We start from the raw sequence: 19,976 nt of genomic DNA on the forward strand, positions 1-19,976 counted from the left end.
TTATTTTTGTATCCGATTGAATTTTATGGTCAAAAGTTTCAAATATACATTAGTTTCCGCAATTTTACTGCTGTTCGTCGGCTGTAATCAAGCAAAATATGTTCCTGATGGAAAATATTTATTGAAAGGCAATGATATTAAATTCGTTGATACTTCTGTAGATCCTAAAGAAATTTCTAAAGATCATGATTTGGTAAGCAAATCTGAAATGCTCGATTTAATTCGACCAAAGCCAAATTTAAAGGTCAAATTATTTTTCTATAATAGAATTGATACAACTAAGCATAAGGAGCAAGTCAATAAGAAAATTGAAAAGTACCGTAAAAAGAATAAAAAACGGAGAATTAGAGAGTATCGCATTAATAAAAAACGAATTGAGAAAGCAGAGGCCAAAAATAAAGAAGAGTATAGACATAAAGTAATTCCTGAGAAAACGGTTAAAAAAGGTTGGAGAGACTGGGTACGTGAGAATATGGGCGAGCCACCTGTATTTTTAGACACGTCAAAAATTGCCAAAACAAATGCACAGCTTAAAATTTATCTGAAGAAAAAAGGATTCTATTATGCCAGTTCAACTGATACTGTTTTTTACAATGATAAAAAACAGAAGGCAGAACTTGTTTATTATGTAAACCCGAGAAAACCCTATCGTGTAAACAGTTTTGAATTCGATACCTTAGTAGAAAACAAAGATTTCATAAAACAGTTCAATAAATACTTGAAAGAAGGTGGAAACTCAATTCAAGCCGGTGATTTATTAGATGAAGAAACACTGGATAATATGCGAAGTCAATACAGCCAGTACTGTAGAGATGAAGGTGCTTATTTCGGGTTTAATAAAAACTATGTAAGTTTTGTTGTTGATACAACAGTTGGACCTCGTTTGGCGGATGTTACTTTATTCATCAAACCTAAATTAATCCAAGATCCAAATAACCCGGAAGGTGGAGAAATAGAATTCAGTCATCTGGCGTATAAAAATAAGGACGTGACTTTTTTCTTACACAATCCAGGGCCGTCATCGTTTAAAGATTATGAAAAGTTTAAAAGAAGGTGTGACGAACTTGGGTTGGATACCATTACGGATGGTAAATACACGTTATTAGACACTTTGAAACTTTATGCAAAAGGAACATTTATTTTTAATGAAGAACCTTTTATAAATCCGAGTCTTTTAGACAAACAAAATTTCTTAGAGATCAATCGTGAGCATGCAGATACAATTAAATTTTATAAAGAGTATTATGTTGAACGGACGTATGGTGCATTGTCAAATTTAGGAGTTTTTACAACCATTTCACCTACTATTACGGTTGATCCAGAGGCACCGCTTGATCGGTATGTTGTGGTGCGGTACGATTTATATCCTGCTGAAAAACAACAGTATTTATTCGAACCTCGTGCTACAACAACAAATGGTAATTTAGGTATTTCAGGATTGGTCAGTTATACCAATAAGAATCTATTTGGTGGTGCACAAAGACTGAAAATTGGATTTACTGGAGGTTTAGAATCCAATCAATTAATTGTAGGTGATAATGAAGACAATTCGACCAATATTATAAAAGGTTTGAATACGTTTGAATGGGGACCGTCAATTTCTTTAAGCTTTCCTAAATTGGTGCCAATGCCAAAAAGTATTGAAAGGAAATTATCGAAACGTTTGTACCCTGAAACTGTTTTTGATTTGAGAGTGAACTATCAAAAAAGAACGGAATTTAAACGAAGTTTGACTGAGTTCGCCTATAGTTGGGACTTCAAGGAAGGTAAAACCAACGAATGGAAATTAACATTGGTGAATATTAACTTCGTAAAATTGGACAAAGAACAACTCTTTACAGACAAGTTGATTGAGATAAATGATCCATTCCTAACCAACTCATATACGGATCACTTTACAACAATGATGGGCGTTGATTTCCACTATAATAATTTAAACTCTGATAAACGTTTGAAGAAAAATAAGCGGAATAGGAATGACATATATGATCTTAATATTTCATTAAAGGAATCGGGTAATATTCTATATTATACAGGGGTTGCAAAAACGAATTTAAATCCAGAAACCAATTTACGTGAATTATTTGGGGTGCCTTATACACAGTTTGTGAAGACCGACATTCAATTGGTAACCAGTCAATATATCAATAAAAAACACAGAGTTGTAATGCGAGGAATGGGCGGGGTTATTGTTGCATATGGCAATTCACCTTCAGCACCTTATGAGCAAAGCTTTTTTGGTGGAGGGTCGAATGATATTCGTGCTTTTGAGGCAAGAACTATGGCGCCAGGATCGACTAAGGTTTATGCAGATTCTAACCTAACAGATACACAAATTGGAGATTTAAGACTTGAAGCAAATTTAGAATGGCGATTTAAATTGACTTCCTTATTCGAAGGTGCTTTATTTGTTGATGCTGGTAATATTTGGAACTTAGCAAGAGAGGGAGAAGCAACTACCAATCCTAGTTATTTTAGATGGGATAGATTTTATAGAGAAATAGCGATAGGAACAGGTTTAGGTATCAGAGCAGATTTTGATTTCTTAATTGTGAGAGCGGATTTCTCTTTCCCTCTGCACAATCCTTATTTGCCTGCAGGTGAAAGATGGTTCTTAACTGATAAAACGGAATATAAAACTTATTTTGAGCCCGGTAACAAAGGTGGGAATGATAAGTATGTTCGACCTCATAGACCTCGTATTGCTATTGGTATAGGTTATCCATTTTAATATTATGATGAAATTTTTTTTAATTGTTTTTATTGGTTTATTTTCCCCTTGGGTATGCGCTCAATTTAATAATGTCAAGATTCCAATACCAAAAAAGGCGACTTATAAATTTTCACAAGTTGAACCTTCTATTTGCATCAATCCTAATAATACAGATGAGATAATTGCAGGAACAGTATTCAATGATTATTACTTTTCTAAAGACGGTGGATATACATGGAAATCTAAATCTTTAAAGTCAAAATTCGGTGTGAATGGTGATCCTTGTGTCGTTATTGACAATCAAGGTCGACCATATTATATGCACTTATCAAATATAGATGGTAAAGCGTTGGTTGGTGGTATTGTTTGTCAAACAGGTCGATCTGTAAAAGGAAGATTCACTCGTGTCAGTCACACTTTAGTAGATGGAAAATTTCACGATAAGGAATGGGCAGCAGTGAATCCAAAAAATAATAATGTTTATATGACATGGACGGCTTTTGATGCTTATAATTCAGAAGATCCTAAAGATGAAAGTAATATCGTTTTTTCTAAAACCACTGATGAAGGTAAAACTTGGTCTATTCCTAAAATTATTTCAACAATTCCAGGTGATTGTGCCGACGATGATAAAACTGCAGAAGGTGCCGTTCCAGCTGTTGGACCCGAAGGAGAGATTTATGTGGCATGGTCGAGGAATGACAGTATTTGGTTTAATGTTTCTAAAGACGAAGGGGAAACATGGTTGGCAAAAGAACAGTTTATTGCAAATCAAAGCAAAGGATGGAATTTAGAAATTATTGGCCTTTTTAGAACAAATGGAATGCCGATAACTGCTGCGGATAGAAGTGGTAAAGACCATCATGGTGATATTTATGTGAATTGGGCCGATCAAAGAAATGGCGCAACAGACACTGATATTTGGCTGAAAAAATCATCAGATAAAGGTGAAACGTGGTCGCAACCTATTCGTGTAAATCAAGATACTACAGCAACACATCAGTTTTTTACTTGGATGACCATCGATCAAACGACAGGTTATTTATATTTTGTCTATTATAGTCGCGCGAATTTTGAAGATTTTAGAACAGATGTCTTTATGACTGTGTCTAAGGATGGTGGTCAAACTTTTAAGGAATATAAAATTAATGACACGCCTTTTTCACCGAATCCTAAAATGTTTTTTGGTGACTATATTAATATTTCTGCACACGATGGTGAAATAAGACCAATTTGGTTGCGTTTAGATGAGGGTGAAATTAGTTTGTTTACAACAATTGTAAACCAGAATCAATTGAATACATTGCCATAATTGAATGAAGTTATCTGTTGTCATAGTTAATTATAATGTTGAGTTTTTCCTTGAGCAATGCTTGAACTCTGTAATGGAGGGACTAAAACATGTTGATGGCGAAGTTTTTGTCGTTGACAATAACTCTATTGATGGCTCTATTGATATGGTAAAGGAAAAATTTCCTACCGTACATTTAATAGAAAATAAAGACAATGCAGGCTTTTCTAAAGCCAATAATCAAGCCTTACGCATCGCTAAAGGAGAATACCATTTATTGCTCAATCCAGATACAATTGTTGAAGAGGATACCTTTTTAAAAATTGTTGAATTTATGGACGCACATCCTGACGCAGGTGGATTGGGGGTTAAAATGATTGATGGCAAAGGTAATTTTCTGCCAGAATCGAAAAGAGGATTGCCAACACCAAAGGATGCCTTTTATAAAATATTTGGATTGTCTCGATTATTTCCGAAAACCAAGAAATTTGGTCGGTATCATTTATCTTATTTGGATAAAGAAGAAATTCATGAAATTGAAATTCTATCGGGTGCTTTTATGCTGATGCGTAAAACGGCGCTAGATAAAGTAGGTCTGCTTGACGAAGCCTTTTTTATGTATGGTGAGGATATCGATTTAAGTTATAGAATTGTGTTGGGTGGATATAAAAACTATTATTATCCTAAAACAAGAATCATTCATTATAAAGGCGAGAGTACCAAAAAAAGTAGTGTCAATTATGTATTTGTATTCTATAATGCAATGATCATTTTTGCCAAAAAACACTTCTCAAGTAAGAACGCTAAAATCTATTCTTTTTTAATTAATGTAGCCATTTATTTTAGAGCCAGTGTGGCGCTAATTAATCGCTTCATTAAAAAGATGACGATACCATTTATTGATTATGTGGTTGTGCTTACGGGGCTCTTTTTAATCGCATTTAAATACGAGCAAGCAGAAGAAATAAATGTGCCGGATTATTTATTGAATTATGCATTGCCTTTGTATGGCCTTGTATGGTTTTTGTCGGCACTTTTTGCAGGCGGCTACGACAAACCAATAAAGCTCATCAAAAATGTATTGGGCGCCTTTATTGGAACAGGGATTATTTTAATGATTTATGCTTTATTGCCTAAAACTTTCCAATTCTCTCGTTTAATCATTCTTCTAGGTGGTATTTGGGTCTTGTTATATTATACTGTCTCTCGTATCATTTTCCATTTCACATTGGGGAATAATTATCGTATTGGAGGAACGAAGAATAAGAAATTTGTGATCATTGGAGAAATAGAAGAGGGGAAAAGGGTAAGTGATTTATTGCAAAATACAACCTCAAAAATACAGTCTGTTTGTTTTTTATCAGCGACGGATACAAAAGATAGTGACGAATTTGTTGGAACCATTAATCAACTCGATCAGGTGATTGATATCCATAAAATTGATGAGGTGATATTTTGTGCGAAAGACATTTCCGCGGCAGAAATTATTTCAAAAATGATGTTGTTGGAAGGTAAAAAATTAGATTTTAAAATTGCTCAACCCGAAACATCATTCCTTATTGGCAGTAATTCAATCGATTCGCAAGGGGATTTATACGTCATGGACATAAACAATGTCAATAAACCATCTAACCAGCGGAACAAGCGCTTTTTTGATGTGCTTTTGGCCATTTTAGGGTTAGTTTTTAGTCCGTTTGTTATTTGGGTTTTTAAGCACAAAAAACAGTACTTCAGTAATATGTTACAAGTAATAAAAGGCAGTTTGTCTTTTGTAGGCTATACTAAAATCAACCACAGTTCTAATTTAAAGTTGCCCAAAATTAAAAGTGGAATTCTACCTTCGTATTTAATGGTGCAGAATCCAGGAGAGCTAGACGAGCAAGCCATTGCAAGGTTCAATTTAATTTATGCAAAGAACCATTCTTTATTGGTTGATTTGAAGATTGTTTTCAAGAATTTTAAGGAATTAGATCGATAAAGAATAACGATGAACTTTTCAAATTATTCAGTTTTGTTTAGGTTGTCTTTTTTACGTTTATTGGCTTTTTGTATTCCTGTTTTTATTCTCGTGTCATGTGGTTTTTTCGATCCTGTTGAAGAATCTGAAACGGAAATAATAGAAGTGGTTAAGGACTCTATTCTGATAGCAGATAAGTTCAACTCCAAAGTTCTTTTAATGGGGATGGAGATCTTAATGGTCGACCAATATTTTGAAACAATTGCTGATCTCTCACATTTAAATAATCAATTCGTTGAAATAAGTGGATGTACAGATAGTATATACAATACAGTTCCAGAATATTGTGATGGGTATAAAATGGTTGCTCTTAATTATAACGGTAAATCGGGTTTCGTTCGAGGTGATCAAGCTTTTGAATTGGTAAAGTCTATCAACACTAAAAAACAAATATTCAATTCAGATAGTATTGAATTTATTGCGACTGGTAATTTTGGGATCGGTGTATCCGATGATGAAGGATTGACATTTTGTGATTTTCACGAACCGACTTTAATTCAGGATTCAAAAAACAACTATTTGGGTGTCGTGCGTATGGTGAAGAACGAATTGTATCAAGGAGATTATGCCTATTTTCAACTCAGTGCTAATGATATGGTCGCAGAGGAAGTCGATCGTGTTTTCTATCAAAATGATACGCTTGCAGCAAATATTCGAGCCCATTATCAAGAGGGAGGAGCAGAATTCCTGATTTTGTTTTATCTAGACGATCAGTCGAGATATTGGGCTGAGATTGTTTCAAAAAAATTATTAGAATATTAAAGCGTACCTTTAAATGTTAAATTAGTGTGATTCTTATTAAGAATCTACTTAATAAGACGGGGTACAGACAAAATGAAAAATAGGTGATCACTTGCTTGTTTTGCTTAATCATCGCTTAGGAATAAATAATAATGACTGAAGAGCATAAAGAAATATTGACAGCAATTGAAAAAGCATTAAATCGAGATCCTGAGTTACGATTTGGTCAAGCATTGTTCAATTTGCAAATTACTGAATTTGTTAATCCGCAAAATCCGGCTGAAGCTGATTATAGAATGAGAGATATTCATGCGGATAAGGATATTGATATAATTACTAGAATTAGAAGACAATAAGAATGGTTCGAACTTCAATCGAAAGTTAATGATGCGCTTGAAAGATTGGAATTGGATGGAATTGCTTTAATGAAGGTGCCTGAAAGGCTCGAAGTTTCTGGTCTTATGACTGATTTTGAAAAACATAAAAGTTCAAATAAACGGTTTGCCCAATTTATTTTGGAAAAACTTAAGGTCGACCATATTTCAATCACTCAAATATTAAAATAAAAAAGGGAAAATGAAGAAAACGTCTAATATATATGTATTAACCTTCTTGGTCATAATGTTGTCAAATGCATGTAATAAGGATGCACCTGAACCTGTAGTTAAGGAATTACAAGTATTTGAAAGTTCTTTCGAAACCGTTGAAGATTTTTCAGGATTTTATATTACACCACAAGGTCATAAAGGAACAACTTTTCATGAATTAACGGATTCAATTGTTCATAGCGGAACCAAGGCACATAAAGCGTGGATTGATGGAGCGAACCCGCCTTCGATTACAGAAAATAATAATCACAGAGGATACCCAACGCTTCAATTTCAAAATACACCTGGCGGTTCGTTTGTTTCACCTTGTTATATTACATTCTGGGTTTGGTTAGATATCGATCTGCAAGAGAGTATGACAGGGGATGAAGATGATTGGTTTAGCTTCGCTACTTTCACTGATGACGAGTCAGACAATTGGGAAAGAACAGTTTTGGTCAATTTATCTCATGATGGCTATGTGCATCTAGGCAATGTGCCAGTGCAGAACAGTCAAGTATACGAATTTCAAACAACCAGTATTCCTTTTCCGCAAAAAGAATGGGTCGAACTAAAAGTGTATTTAGATCTGAGTAATGAGGGATATGCAAAAGTTTGGCAAAATGGAGCATTGGTTTCTCATGCAAAAGTGAAGGAAATGAGTAATCGATTGTCACAAGCGCATTTTGGAATGTACTGCCCTCCGAAATTAACGAGCGGTGTTGTTTATAATGATGACTTAAGAATTGAAATGGTAAACGGAGAATAGAATCAAAGCTCAAAAAATATTTAAATTACCGGGATTCATTGCCTAAGTAGCTAATTTTGAAAAAGCACGACTATTACAAACCGATCAGAAATTGATTAACGAATTAGGAAATTCAGCAAGTATTTATAATATGCTTACTGCTTACTGCTTACAATTATTTAGATGAGGGTAAGAATGTGTCTTAAACTATTCAAAATGCTGGAGAATAATGAAGTAACAGTTCAGGAAGAGTAAATTTTATTATATTTGAGCAACAAAACCCATATGCCTAACTTAGATTACTTTTAACAGCTAGAAAATATTTTAAAGTGAATTTATATGGAGGAATATTAATCATACTTTTGCTATTCGGATGCTGTGTATTTTAGGAGCAAGATTAATGCAACTTTAAAATGACATAACTAAGTAATGGAAAGAGAACCAAAGGACATCCTGCAACTAGAGAGAGAACTAAATGGTCTTAATTTAGATGATCCATTAGCTTTTATCAATTTTTATGAGCGTAATACAAACGCAATTGATAGCATTGAAATTTCTAAAGACGCTCAACATTACTATTTTAAACTGCGACTTTTTTATAAATATGGTTTGAACCTTGCGGGTAGAGGAGAATACACCAAGTCCGTTACTGTTTTAGAAAAGGCATTAAAAATGTTCGATAGAAATCCAAGAATCAATACTGAAGACGGACGTGAAATTATAAGTATAGAAAGTTTACTTTGGAATTACGGTGCCTCACTTTGGGAAACCAAGCAAATAGAACGTTCAAAAACAGTTTTTGAAAGATTGGTTAAGGATTACCCCAATAATGACAAATATAAAAAGTGGCTAAATGGACTATTGGATGAACGATTAAGTAAAATTACTCAACCATTTTGGATAGTTGGTGGGATATGGTTGGTTTGTGAACTTACTATTTTCAAAAATTTTGACTCAAATACACAATTCTGGCTAAGTATAGGAGGCGCTTTAATATTGTTGACATTATTAGCATTGGAATTAGTTGGTTATTTAATGAAAAGAAAGTCAACACGAGTACACAAAAACAATAATAAATCAAAACTATAGCAAAACTGTTCGCCATTAACCTTCAGCCAAACATTCGGTTAACAAAGTAAATAGCTAATTAAACATAGACGTTAAATACCTCACGAATAAAATGAACATCTTAAAAAAGGCAATACTATTTATATTTTTTCTTCCCGTTGTAGCATTTAATCAAGATGCTGATAAAAACAATATCGATGAAGTTACAAAGTTTGCTGAATTATTTATTGACAATCTAAAAAGTCAAGATTTTAATGAGGCGTATTTAATGTTAAGTGAAAGTGAGCGGGAATCAGAATCTGAAGCAGAATTTAAGCTGTTTTTTAAAAGTATAAAAGAGTATTATGGCAAGATAATCAGTTATAAATCACTTGTCGAAAATAGAAAAAGTGAAAATCTAGTATTTTTATATATAATTGAATTTGCCAAAACTAAGGCAACTTTATATTTCAACTGCCAACGTGATGAAGAGCGTGCCATAACGATAGGTAGTTATATGTTAATGAGAGATGGTAATGCTGAATTGGTTGTGTTTAATGAGATGGCTGAAGTTGCACTTAAATATTTAGAAAACAAAAAATACAAGGATTTATATGATTTAATGAGGAATAATCACGCCTATATATCGTATGAGGAATTTGAGACAGAAATTAAAAAGTTAGAAATAGATGGTCAAGTCGTTTATAAACAAAAAAGGGATGATATTTCTGTCTATAACAATGTCTTATTGGTAGAGATAATTTATGAGATAAATGGCATTGGAGATATTATATTTTCATATAAAAAAGAAGAGAAACAAACAGAACTTTCGGACATTAGATTCTACCATACTAAGATAGAAGAAGGTATTTATAATGAAAACTTGAGCATATTTATAGATACGACTAGCTTACTAAAGAATAAAGATAATTTATCAGCAAAAGATTCACTTTTTATAAAAGAAAAATTTGATGAAATTCAGCATGAAATAATTATGGAGGAGCTCCAAGAAATTTCAGATCTGTCAAGTTTATCTCCAGTAAATAATGATTTGATTATGGGGACTTCTTATGATTGGGATCAACTTGAAGAAAAGGACCAATCGTTAATAAAAGTGTCATCAGAGTTTTATTTAAAGAAACTTGCTGAAAATGATATTAAGGGTTTTTGGGAAGCCAGTCACGCTATGTTTAAAGCGTCAACTCCTTTTGTTGCTTTTAGTGAAGTTGGGTTAATAATTGCCAATATGATTACATCTATAGATAATTTAAATTTTATTGATGCAAAGAAAGTTACTTATTCAACGATGCCCGAAACTGGTCGGTTTTCAACAGGAGGATCATTAGATAAAACAAACCCAACATACCTGCAGTTCTATACAATAGGAGGCATACAGAATCAATCGTTATCCTTATACGATTACAAAAACAATCCTTTATCTAAAACTATCAGTATGAAGTTTGGTTTAGAAGATGGTACTTATAAGTTGGTAAGTATAGAAATCAATACCAATTCAATAGAAAATAAAGATGCCGAGTATTATTCAAAAATAGCCAGAAAATGGGAGTCTTTCGAATCAATGTTGCCCCGATTTATAGCTTTAAACATGGCTTATAGACTTTCCTATTTGGGAAAGGGCACTGTCACAAGTAGAATGATTGATTTAACGGAAGAATTACAGACTTTACATAAGAATACTGAATTAATTTCTGAAATTAAGAAATGGCATGTCAATGATTCGATATACGATATAATTAATATCGATTTTTTGGAAACTCAGTCTGATATTACGCCAAATATACTTTATATATCAAAGGTTGAATTAGGCGAAGAATCAACGACAAAAGAAGCAGAAATTTTGTTTGATTACATGACCAAAAAATACCCTGACTTAGTTAAGGAATTTGGTAGGTTCATGTTCACTGCATATGAAGAATATCCAGCGCTTCCCACAAAACAATACAAATTGTATCGGGCGATAATGGATATCAATGAGAAAGAATAATCTTTGAGTTTTATTCTTGTTTTAGCCTGGTCATATTTTGAATACGTGTAAGGCTATGACCAAAAGAATTTGGTGTAAATCAATTGTACCAAAGATTTTGATAAATAATGCTTAAGTTTATTCTTGTCCAAAATCTTCAATCTCAATAAAAAAACATTAAATGACAAATTCGAATTTGTTTATTGAAACCGAACGACTGTTAATTCGACCATTTAAGATGGAAGATATAGCGCCTTCCTATGTTATGAATTTAGATGCCGAAGTGAGCAAATATACGGGGGATGGTGGGATTGTTTCTGAAAAAGAAATTGAACGAAGAATTATCGAAAATGTATTCGGAGATTACGAAAAATATGGTTTTGGACGACTTGCGGTTGAATTAAAAGGTGAAAATAAATTCATTGGATTTACAGGTTTAAAATATCTAGAAGATATGGATGAGGTAGACCTAGGATATCGGTTCATGAAGGAATATTGGGGCAAGGGAATTGCGACTGAAGCTGCTAAAGCATGCGTGAGTCTTGGATTTGATTCGCTCGTTTTAAAAAGGATGATCGCCATGGTTCTGCCTGAAAATACAGGTTCAATTCGAGTGCTAGAAAAACTCAATTTTATATATGAAAAAGAAATTGTTGAAGACAATCAATTGGCGAAAATATATGCGCTAATTAAAGCCGAAGGACCAAATAATGGTTAATTAAATTGACAGACTCCTATATGAAAAAAATCTTGATCTATTCTAAAATAAAACACCTTAAGATAATTTTTCTTACAGCATTTATCGTTTTGCTTACGGCATGTACAGATAAAAAATTTGATTCGGAACAATGGAAATCTTGGACTGAAAAAAATGGGGAATTTGCATTGAGATGGGATATGTGTGTTGATTTAATTGATAATTATTTATCAATTGGCATGTCAAAAGAGGATGTCGTGGATCTTATAGGTATGCCATATACAGATTGTGATTATCCAAAATGTGATATTCGTTATGGAATGGGACCGTGTAGAAGTGGCATAAATTATGGAACTTTATATTTGACCTTTGTAGACAATAAACTCGTCAAAATTTACAAGTATTGTGGATAGTAAAGTTTTAGAATAAATTATAAACCAATGGGGTTTTGGAAGAAAATATTTGATGGTATTAATGAGGCTTTTAAAAAGAAAGAACCGGAAGACTATTATGAAACAGAGATTACAGAAACTTACGTGAAAGTGACACATCCAAAAAGAGAAACGGAACAAATTGAATGGAATGAAATTGATGAAATAAAATTAATCAATACAGATCAAGGCCCTTGGCTTCCGGATGTTTGGTTGGTTTTAAGCGGGAATGGAAAAGAATGCGCTATTTGTCAAGGTTCGGAAGGGTGGGATAAGGTTTACGATATTGTTTCTAAATACGAAAATTTTAATCTTTAAAATGTTTTTAAATCCATGTCTTGTGCAGATAATAAAACATTTGAATTGTGGAAACGATAAATTCCATCATCATAATAGGTCTCTTCTTCTTAAGCCCAATATTATTGATTTGAATCAAATTTTGAACATTAATCCTCAGTGATTTATAAAAATTAAATTAGAAAACTTATATTTGAAAAAGATAACCCAAACATCTAACTTGAATTCTTTAAACTATAAGCAGGTTCACGCATTCGTGGAACTAATTTATGCGTGACAGAATTTAAAAATTGAATAAAAAAAAGCGTTATATATTAAGACCATTTGACAAATTAAAAATGAAAAAAATACCCTATAATTTATATATCCAATTTGAAGCATTAAACGATTTCTTAAAAGGGGATAATAACCAAAAAGAAGATTTATTAATTTGTGGGTTAGTGTCAATTGAATTATCAGCAAACTTATTAGGAGATATACTCAATCATTCACCAATAAATGCGGGGAAAATTGAACATATACTGCGAGGAATCAAAACCCAGTTAAAATTATTGAAGACTTGTGATTTTAGCATCGAAGGAAAAAGATTTAAAAGTAGTACTTCTGAGAATATCGAAAATTTTAAATTATTAGAGCAAAATTATGCGGGTGATATCGATCGCCTTACAGCACTGTATTTTGAACTTTCAAACAAGATAAATATCGGACTCGATGCGCAAATGAATGAGATCAGAATTCATTTTAATTTGCAGATCATTCCTGTTGAAAATAATGATGGCGCTGAAGGAATAGAGTATCCGAATATTATGAATGTTTTAAACCTGAATCGTTCTGATTATTTTAATAGTGAGGACAAAACATTCATGATTGTGCATCAAATTTCTGAATGCTGGTTTTATTTAGGGATTAATGAATTGAAATCACTTGAAGTTAATTTTCGAAATATTGAAGAAAACAGTCAAGCAATTTTACATCATTTTAAGGCCAATTATGATATCCTACTTTATTTGGCAGATCATATTCTACTGTTAAATCATATGGTCTTATCCGATTATCATCCGTTAAGGGTTGCACTGAGAGGGGCAAGTGGAGGGCAATCACAACAGGCGTATAGTCTGTTTGGCATTTCAATCAAACTATTTCAAAACTTCTTAAAACAACTTGATAATAAAACCAAAACGATGGTGGAGGTAATAGAAAACCCGAACACCCATCCTGTTTTGATTTCAGTTATCAATCAATTTACAAATTTAGAACGGGCATTAAAGAATTTTTTCTTCCAACATTATGTGCTTACCTCGAACATAATTGGCTCGCAATCATTTGGTTCAATCGGTCATGATATCGCTTCGCTTGTAGGGAAATTTGTCGCGCCAATTTTTAGCGAAATAGATCAAGCAAAGTATGACTTGACGATGAAAACCAATTTTCAATACGGAAATATTGCGGGAAAATTGATCATGGAAAAAGAGGGCTTCGAACCGCAAGATGATGAAAAACACACGGCGAATAGGGAAGTAATTAATCAAGCAATTGATACCTATTTTGATTTAATTAGCGCGTTGGATCAGGAAAAATGGATTGAACTCTTTACAGAGAATGGTTATATCGAAGACCCTTTGGGAAGTAGACCATATGTCGGTCATCAGCAATTGGCCATCTTTTTTAAAGGAATTATACGATTCTTCAAAAAGATGAACATGCGCATTGAAAGTAAAGTATTTGAAGAAGGTTCAGTAAAGGTTTATTGGAAATCAGAATCAACAACCTATAATGATAAAATACTAACTTATAGTGGAGTAGAGGAGTTTAGAATTTCTGAAGACGGAAAAATAATGGCAGCGCTAGTGCATTGGGATCCTGCGATCATATCCAATCAATTATAACCGTATCTAAAGTAATTAATTATGATTTTAGGACTGAACTTAAGATGCATAATTTGCCCTTCATTTATGTAAAGCAATATTTAGAATGATTATAATTATACAATTGTGAGATTAATTTAACAGAAGCTTAATTTAAATTAATTATATTTATTCGCACTACATATATAATCAATAACTCAGTTGTAAATTAATTCCATGAAAAGATACAATTCATCAGAAGATCTCAGGTTGTTAAGTGATAGTGCTTTAGAGAGTTCTTTGGCTGGGTTTTGGGATTGGGATATGGTAACAAATGAAGAGTATCTAAGTCCTCGTTTCAAAGAAATGTTTGGATATTCTGAAGATGAAATGGAGAGTAGTCCTGAAGCTTGGCAAAAAATTGCGTTCAAAGAGGATTTACCAGCAATGTATGAATCATTAGAGAAACACATCGCTTCAAAAGGTAAAATACCATTTCGTATTACGATCCGGTACCATCATAAAAATGGAGAAACCGTATGGGTAAGATGTAATGGTAAAGTTGTAGCCTGGGGAGAGAATGGAGAACCATTAAGAGCAATAGGTTGTCATGTTGATATTTCTGAAGAAAAAGAATCTGAATTGCAATTGAAACGCATTATAGAGGAACGAGATATATTGTTGAAAGAAGTTCACCATCGCGTGAAGAATAATTTGCAATTACTTTTAAGTTTATCGCGGTTGAAGGACAAGGAAGGAAAAATTGAAACGGCTCAAATAGAAGATTCAATCAATTCGATAGCCATTGCTTATGATGCAATTTATAAATCAGATCGATTCGACAATATCTCAATGAAAAAGTATTTCAATCAAATTGTAAGTTCAATTTTGGGGATTAGTGATGTTACTTACAAGATTTATGCAGTTGAATTGGAGAAGAAAATTGATTTTCTAATTCCCTTGGGATTAATTATTACAGAGTTGATTAATAATTCATTGAAGCATGCTTTCGATAATATCGAATCAAAACAAATACAAATTGATATTCTAACTGAAGGAGATGACTTAATCATTAAGTATTCAGATAATGGTGTTGGCTTTACTGATCCTTCGTTACAGTCAATTGAAGACAGTGAATCTTTTGGATTGTCTATTATTACGGGGCTAATTGATCAATTAAACGGTAGAATTGAATTTTCTAATGAAAATGGCGCTTTAACAACAATTAGGATCGCTAACTAAGAAGGTTTTTCTTACCCAACATCTTACTAATATTCTACTGTAAAACTTATATTTGGGAGAGTCCTTAATTACCTAAGTTGAATGCTGATTAGTGACCAGTTAACATTAAAATGAGCTGATATAATTAGAATTAAAAGGGCATGAGCGAGCAATTTTAGCTCAAGTATTTACAGCATAACTAATCGACAATGATTCGACTTTTATTTATATATAGTATTTGGATGATCAGTGATAAAGTGATTGCACAGAACAGCAGTGCTAAAATAGACGTGAATAAAATTTTTGAACTAAAGATCGATTCGATTGAACAGCGAATAACCATTCATAAATGGGGGGTAGATACAAGTTGTTTTCTTCATTTTCAGGTTAAGAATATCTCTAGGGATACGTTGGGTTACCTAACGAATACCTGTTTTTATTATAATCACTGCTCCTTAACAATTGGAAATTTAGAGCTTGATTTGAATGCTGCAGGAGGTTGTCCTTTCAACTCATATAAAGGGTATAAACTAGCCCCAGCCGGTTCTTTTATTGCGTCTCAATGGATAACCGCGCTTAATTTAAACAAATTAATAATAGGTGAATGGAATATGATTTTACATGTACCGCTGGTTGCAGATAATCCAACAAGATATAGAGTTGGTGGAAGAAGTTTCGTTGAGCATAAACAATTCCTTAAGTCTGAGAGTCGAGCCAAAGTTGTGAAAACTACAATTGATAATAGAAAGTGGAAAAGGAAGAAAAAGCAATTAAAACAAGCGAACCAATAATAGCTTCCTTTTAAAAAGATTAGTCGCATTGATAAAAACAATATACATACTGATTTTAGCGGTGTTTTTTAGTTGTTCAGAAAAACCTGAAGCGCTAAAAATTGACCGGATGAAAATCGAAATTGAAATCATTCCTGAATCAGAAAATGGGGAATATACATTATTATGGCATGATACACTTAATAGATCTCAATTTTCGGATGATGAATTTTTTCTCCGTCAGCGACCTCAAGAATTATATTGCTATATTTTTAATAATAATAATAACGATACGCTCGGTTATTATAAAGGATTGAGCAGTCCGCAACAATTTACTTATTTTCAAACGACAGATAACTCAGATTCTATATTGAATTTAAAATTCTCTGTTGGTATCAATCATTTCTCTGAATTTCTTGCTGTTCAATCGGAAGAATATATTGCGGAATTTAATGAGAATAATAAAGAGCAAATTGAATTTAGAGAGATAAAAATTGACTTAAAAAATAATTTGAGAAGGAAGATTGAAGTCGAATTAATTATGATTAACTAGGTGCAATAATTTTTTATTAAAAATTAGGAACTTATACGCTTAAACTTACTTCGCAAATTAAAGATACATTCACGCTATTTCGAATTTAATATAGCTTCACCTCAAATTCCAGTCACATAGCCGCTGACGTGAGATTCTATCTCACGGTTATATTACATCCCTCTTAATGTTACTCAAAGAGGAATAAGAAATCTTCAAAAAAAAATAATTAAAACTTGCAAGTTCATATACCGTAGAGTATATTTGTCAAATGGTAAGGTCAGATAAAACTAGACAATTAATAATTGAAAAAACGGCTCGCATATTCAATAAAAAGGGATATACGGGGACTTATTTGTCAGATTTGACCATTGCTACTGGATTAACAAAAGGGAGTATTTATGGCAATTTTAAAGATAAAAATGAAGTCGCATTAGAAGCTTTTAAATACAACTATAAATTTCAGACGAAACAAATTTTGAACAAGATTGAACAAGAAAATAATGCAATTGACAAGTTAATTGCTTTCTTAAATCATTACCGTACATCGTTCAAACCGATCTTTAAAAACGGGGGGTGTGCTATATTGAATACCGCTGTAGATGCTGACGATGGAAACGATTTACTTAATAAAGAAGTTATCAAAACGATTCACAATTGGCATCAAAAAATTGTTGAAATATTAACAGAAGGTATCAGCAAAAACGAAATTAAAAAGATTGATGTCACACAACAGTCATATAGAATAATTGCGATGATTGAGGGGAGCATTCTATTGGCCAAAACATTAAATATTCCAGAGATTTTATTAAATAACATAGATTATCTAGAAGCAGAAATTCTTCAATTAAAACGCGAGTAAAAAAATTTAAATTTTGATATACCGAACGGTATATCTCGAAATGTAAAAAAATATGAAAAGAGTAGTAATAACAGGATTAGGAGCGATTACACCTATTGGAAAAAATGTAACACACTACTGGGATAACTTATTGAAAGGAATTTCGGGGGTAAACAAAATAACACGATTTGATGCAAGTAAATTCAAAACTCAATTTGCCTGTGAAATTAAAGCATATGACCCATTAGACTATTTTGACCGCAAGGAGGCTCGAAAACTGGATAGATTTAGCCAATATGGATTAATTGCAACAGAAGAAGCAATCAAAGATGCTAGATTAGATTTTTCGAAATTAGAGCCGAATAGAATAGGTGTAATATTCTCAAGTGGTATTGGAGGGTTTGAAACTTTTGAAAAGGAAATAATTGAGTATACTGAGGGTAATTTTAATCCACGATTTAACCCCTTTTTTATACCTAAAATAATTTCGAATGGTTTATCAGGGCTTATTTCGATTAAACACGGGTTAAGAGGAGTTAATTATTGTCCTGTTACTGCTTGTGCATCATCAACGCAAAGTATAATTCAATCATTTAATTACATCAGGTTAGGTAAAGCAGATATAATTATTGCTGGAGGTTCAGAAGCACCTATTACAGCATCATCTATTGGCGGATTTAATGCAATGAAAGCAATGTCAACAGATAACGAAAATTATAGTTCAGCTTCAAAACCATTTGATAAAAATAGAGATGGTTTTGTTGTTGGAGAAGGAGCTGGAGCATTAATTATTGAAAGTTTAGACTCAGCATTAAAAAGAGATGCAAAAATTTATGCGGAAATTGTAGGCGGTGGTGAAAGTTCAGATGCCTATCATATTACAGGTACGCACCCTGAAGGACTAGGAGCATATTTAGCAATGCAAATGGGAATTGAGGAAGCCAATATTACACCAAATGAAATTGATTATATAAATGCACATGCGACATCTACTGGTTTGGGTGATTTATCGGAGATTAAAGCAATCGAAAAGTTGTGGAAATCAAATACCCATAAGGTACAAATTAGTGCCTCCAAATCTATGACAGGTCATTTATTGGGAGGAACAGGTGCTATAGAAGCAATATCAACTTGTTTATCGGTTCAGACAGATTTAATTCCACCAACAATTAATACGAGTGAAATTGATGAAAATATAGCTGAAGATTGGAATCTATCGTTAGGAAAAAAATCAACAAAAAAAGTGGATTATGCGTTAAGTAATAGTTTTGGATTTGGAGGTCATTGTGCTGCTTTGATAATGAAAAAATATGTTGACTAATAATCAGTAAAAGGTGGGATGATTTTTAATCCTTTACCGCTACACCTCAAATTCCAGTCACATACCCGCTACCGCACTTCTTGATTCCTGTCGCGACTATCTCGTAGTTTTATCCTTGAACCATAATAGCCCATTCTAAATTATTCCTAAATATTAATGCCCAACAACTTACCAAATTTCAACAGTAAAACTTATATTTGAGCATCAACCCGAATACCTAACTTGAATTCCTTTTAGCGACTAACCAATATTTACAAGCGAATATTAAAATGAATTTATAGAAAAGGCGTATCACTCAAATGTTTGATATGCGGTTGTTTAGAGAATGAATAATAAAACACTAACATCACTCATCGTACGATTAGCTGGATTTACACTATTCGTTAAAATATTCGATTTCTTCGGGGCATATTTTCTTTCAATTTATTTAACCGCCTCATGGTCATTAATGGACAAAACATATGGCATGTCAGATGCATTCGACAAATTTTTTATATCGGGAACAATTCTAGCTTTTGCGAACCTTGTATTAGCACTTGTTTTAATACTCAAAGCTGATTGGATAGCTAATAAAATTACGAAAACAGAAGTTGATCTAACCATTGATTTAACAGGAAAGTCAATTATGAGAATCATTATTTCTACAATTGGTATTATTTATTGTGACAGAACATTATACAATATCCCAACCGCGACTACTGATATTATTACGATTATCAATTGGCATAGTGAAGACAGTAATTCGCATTTAATCGGTAATATAATCGGTGACTTTGTAAGGTTTATAATTGGATTGTTATTCATATTGAAATCGAAACAAATAACAAATTATGCTTTGAAAGGAATGAAATCTCTATAACACTTAATAAAACACATAAACCTTCCAACCTAACC

General features: G+C 32.8%; 18 protein-coding genes. All 18 read left to right on the forward strand.

What is annotated here, in order from left to right; genetic code table 11:
* The first annotated feature begins 25 nt into the window (after positions 1–25).
* Complete coding sequence (gene tamL / locus T367_RS0118870; protein ID WP_027421226.1) at positions 26–2,731, forward strand: translocation and assembly module lipoprotein TamL; 2,706 nt, start codon at positions 26–28, stop codon at positions 2,729–2,731.
* Positions 2,732–2,735: 4 nt separating this feature from the next.
* A complete protein-coding gene (locus tag T367_RS0118875; protein ID WP_027421227.1) occupies positions 2,736–4,025 on the forward strand; it encodes a sialidase family protein in 1,290 nt (429 codons plus the stop codon).
* Positions 4,026–4,029: 4 nt separating this feature from the next.
* Positions 4,030–5,982, forward strand: a complete 1,953-nt coding sequence (locus T367_RS25100; RefSeq protein WP_027421228.1) for a glycosyltransferase — start codon at positions 4,030–4,032, stop codon at positions 5,980–5,982.
* A 9-nt stretch (positions 5,983–5,991) separates the two neighbouring features.
* Complete coding sequence (locus tag T367_RS0118885; RefSeq protein WP_027421229.1) at positions 5,992–6,783, forward strand: hypothetical protein; 792 nt, start codon at positions 5,992–5,994, stop codon at positions 6,781–6,783.
* Positions 6,784–6,914: 131 nt separating this feature from the next.
* Positions 6,915–7,118 carry a hypothetical protein gene (locus T367_RS0118890; protein ID WP_027421230.1) on the forward strand — a complete coding sequence of 68 codons (204 nt, stop codon included), beginning with the start codon at positions 6,915–6,917 and terminating at the stop codon, positions 7,116–7,118.
* Between the two features lie 220 nt (positions 7,119–7,338).
* Positions 7,339–8,118 (forward strand): heparin lyase I family protein, encoded by a 780-nt coding sequence (locus tag T367_RS23175; RefSeq protein ID WP_157454315.1) that lies wholly within the window; start codon positions 7,339–7,341, stop codon positions 8,116–8,118.
* A gap of 408 nt (positions 8,119–8,526) precedes the next feature.
* Positions 8,527–9,186 carry a tetratricopeptide repeat protein gene (locus T367_RS0118905; RefSeq protein ID WP_027421231.1) on the forward strand — a complete coding sequence of 220 codons (660 nt, stop codon included), beginning with the start codon at positions 8,527–8,529 and terminating at the stop codon, positions 9,184–9,186.
* 91 nt (positions 9,187–9,277) lie between these two features.
* Positions 9,278–11,149 (forward strand): hypothetical protein, encoded by a 1,872-nt coding sequence (locus T367_RS0118910; protein ID WP_027421232.1) that lies wholly within the window; start codon positions 9,278–9,280, stop codon positions 11,147–11,149.
* A gap of 160 nt (positions 11,150–11,309) precedes the next feature.
* Positions 11,310–11,846, forward strand: a complete 537-nt coding sequence (locus T367_RS0118915; protein WP_027421233.1) for a GNAT family N-acetyltransferase — start codon at positions 11,310–11,312, stop codon at positions 11,844–11,846.
* Positions 11,847–11,866: 20 nt separating this feature from the next.
* Positions 11,867–12,238: a hypothetical protein gene (locus T367_RS0118920; RefSeq protein WP_027421234.1), complete on the forward strand. Its 372-nt coding sequence runs from the start codon at positions 11,867–11,869 to the stop codon at positions 12,236–12,238.
* A 27-nt stretch (positions 12,239–12,265) separates the two neighbouring features.
* Positions 12,266–12,574, forward strand: a complete 309-nt coding sequence (locus tag T367_RS0118925) for a hypothetical protein (RefSeq protein WP_027421235.1) — start codon at positions 12,266–12,268, stop codon at positions 12,572–12,574.
* 317 nt (positions 12,575–12,891) lie between these two features.
* Positions 12,892–14,439, forward strand: coding sequence for a nuclear transport factor 2 family protein (locus T367_RS0118930; RefSeq protein WP_027421236.1), 1,548 nt, complete (start codon positions 12,892–12,894; stop codon positions 14,437–14,439).
* A 195-nt stretch (positions 14,440–14,634) separates the two neighbouring features.
* Positions 14,635–15,639, forward strand: a complete 1,005-nt coding sequence (locus T367_RS0118935; RefSeq protein ID WP_027421237.1) for a sensor histidine kinase — start codon at positions 14,635–14,637, stop codon at positions 15,637–15,639.
* A gap of 188 nt (positions 15,640–15,827) precedes the next feature.
* Complete coding sequence (locus T367_RS0118940) at positions 15,828–16,409, forward strand: hypothetical protein (RefSeq protein WP_027421238.1); 582 nt, start codon at positions 15,828–15,830, stop codon at positions 16,407–16,409.
* A 109-nt stretch (positions 16,410–16,518) separates the two neighbouring features.
* A complete protein-coding gene (locus T367_RS0118945) occupies positions 16,519–16,941 on the forward strand; it encodes a hypothetical protein (protein ID WP_157454316.1) in 423 nt (140 codons plus the stop codon).
* Between the two features lie 250 nt (positions 16,942–17,191).
* On the forward strand, positions 17,192–17,782 hold the full coding sequence (locus T367_RS0118950) for a TetR/AcrR family transcriptional regulator (RefSeq protein ID WP_035846203.1): 591 nt from the start codon (positions 17,192–17,194) through the stop codon (positions 17,780–17,782).
* 52 nt (positions 17,783–17,834) lie between these two features.
* Positions 17,835–19,082, forward strand: a complete 1,248-nt coding sequence (gene fabF, locus T367_RS0118955; RefSeq protein ID WP_027421241.1) for a beta-ketoacyl-ACP synthase II — start codon at positions 17,835–17,837, stop codon at positions 19,080–19,082.
* A gap of 325 nt (positions 19,083–19,407) precedes the next feature.
* Positions 19,408–19,941 carry a hypothetical protein gene (locus T367_RS0118960; RefSeq protein WP_027421242.1) on the forward strand — a complete coding sequence of 178 codons (534 nt, stop codon included), beginning with the start codon at positions 19,408–19,410 and terminating at the stop codon, positions 19,939–19,941.
* Positions 19,942–19,976: the final 35 nt, after the last annotated feature.

This window comes from Crocinitomix catalasitica ATCC 23190 (assembly GCF_000621625.1).
GTDB classification, from domain to species: domain Bacteria; phylum Bacteroidota; class Bacteroidia; order Flavobacteriales_D; family Crocinitomicaceae; genus Crocinitomix; species Crocinitomix catalasitica.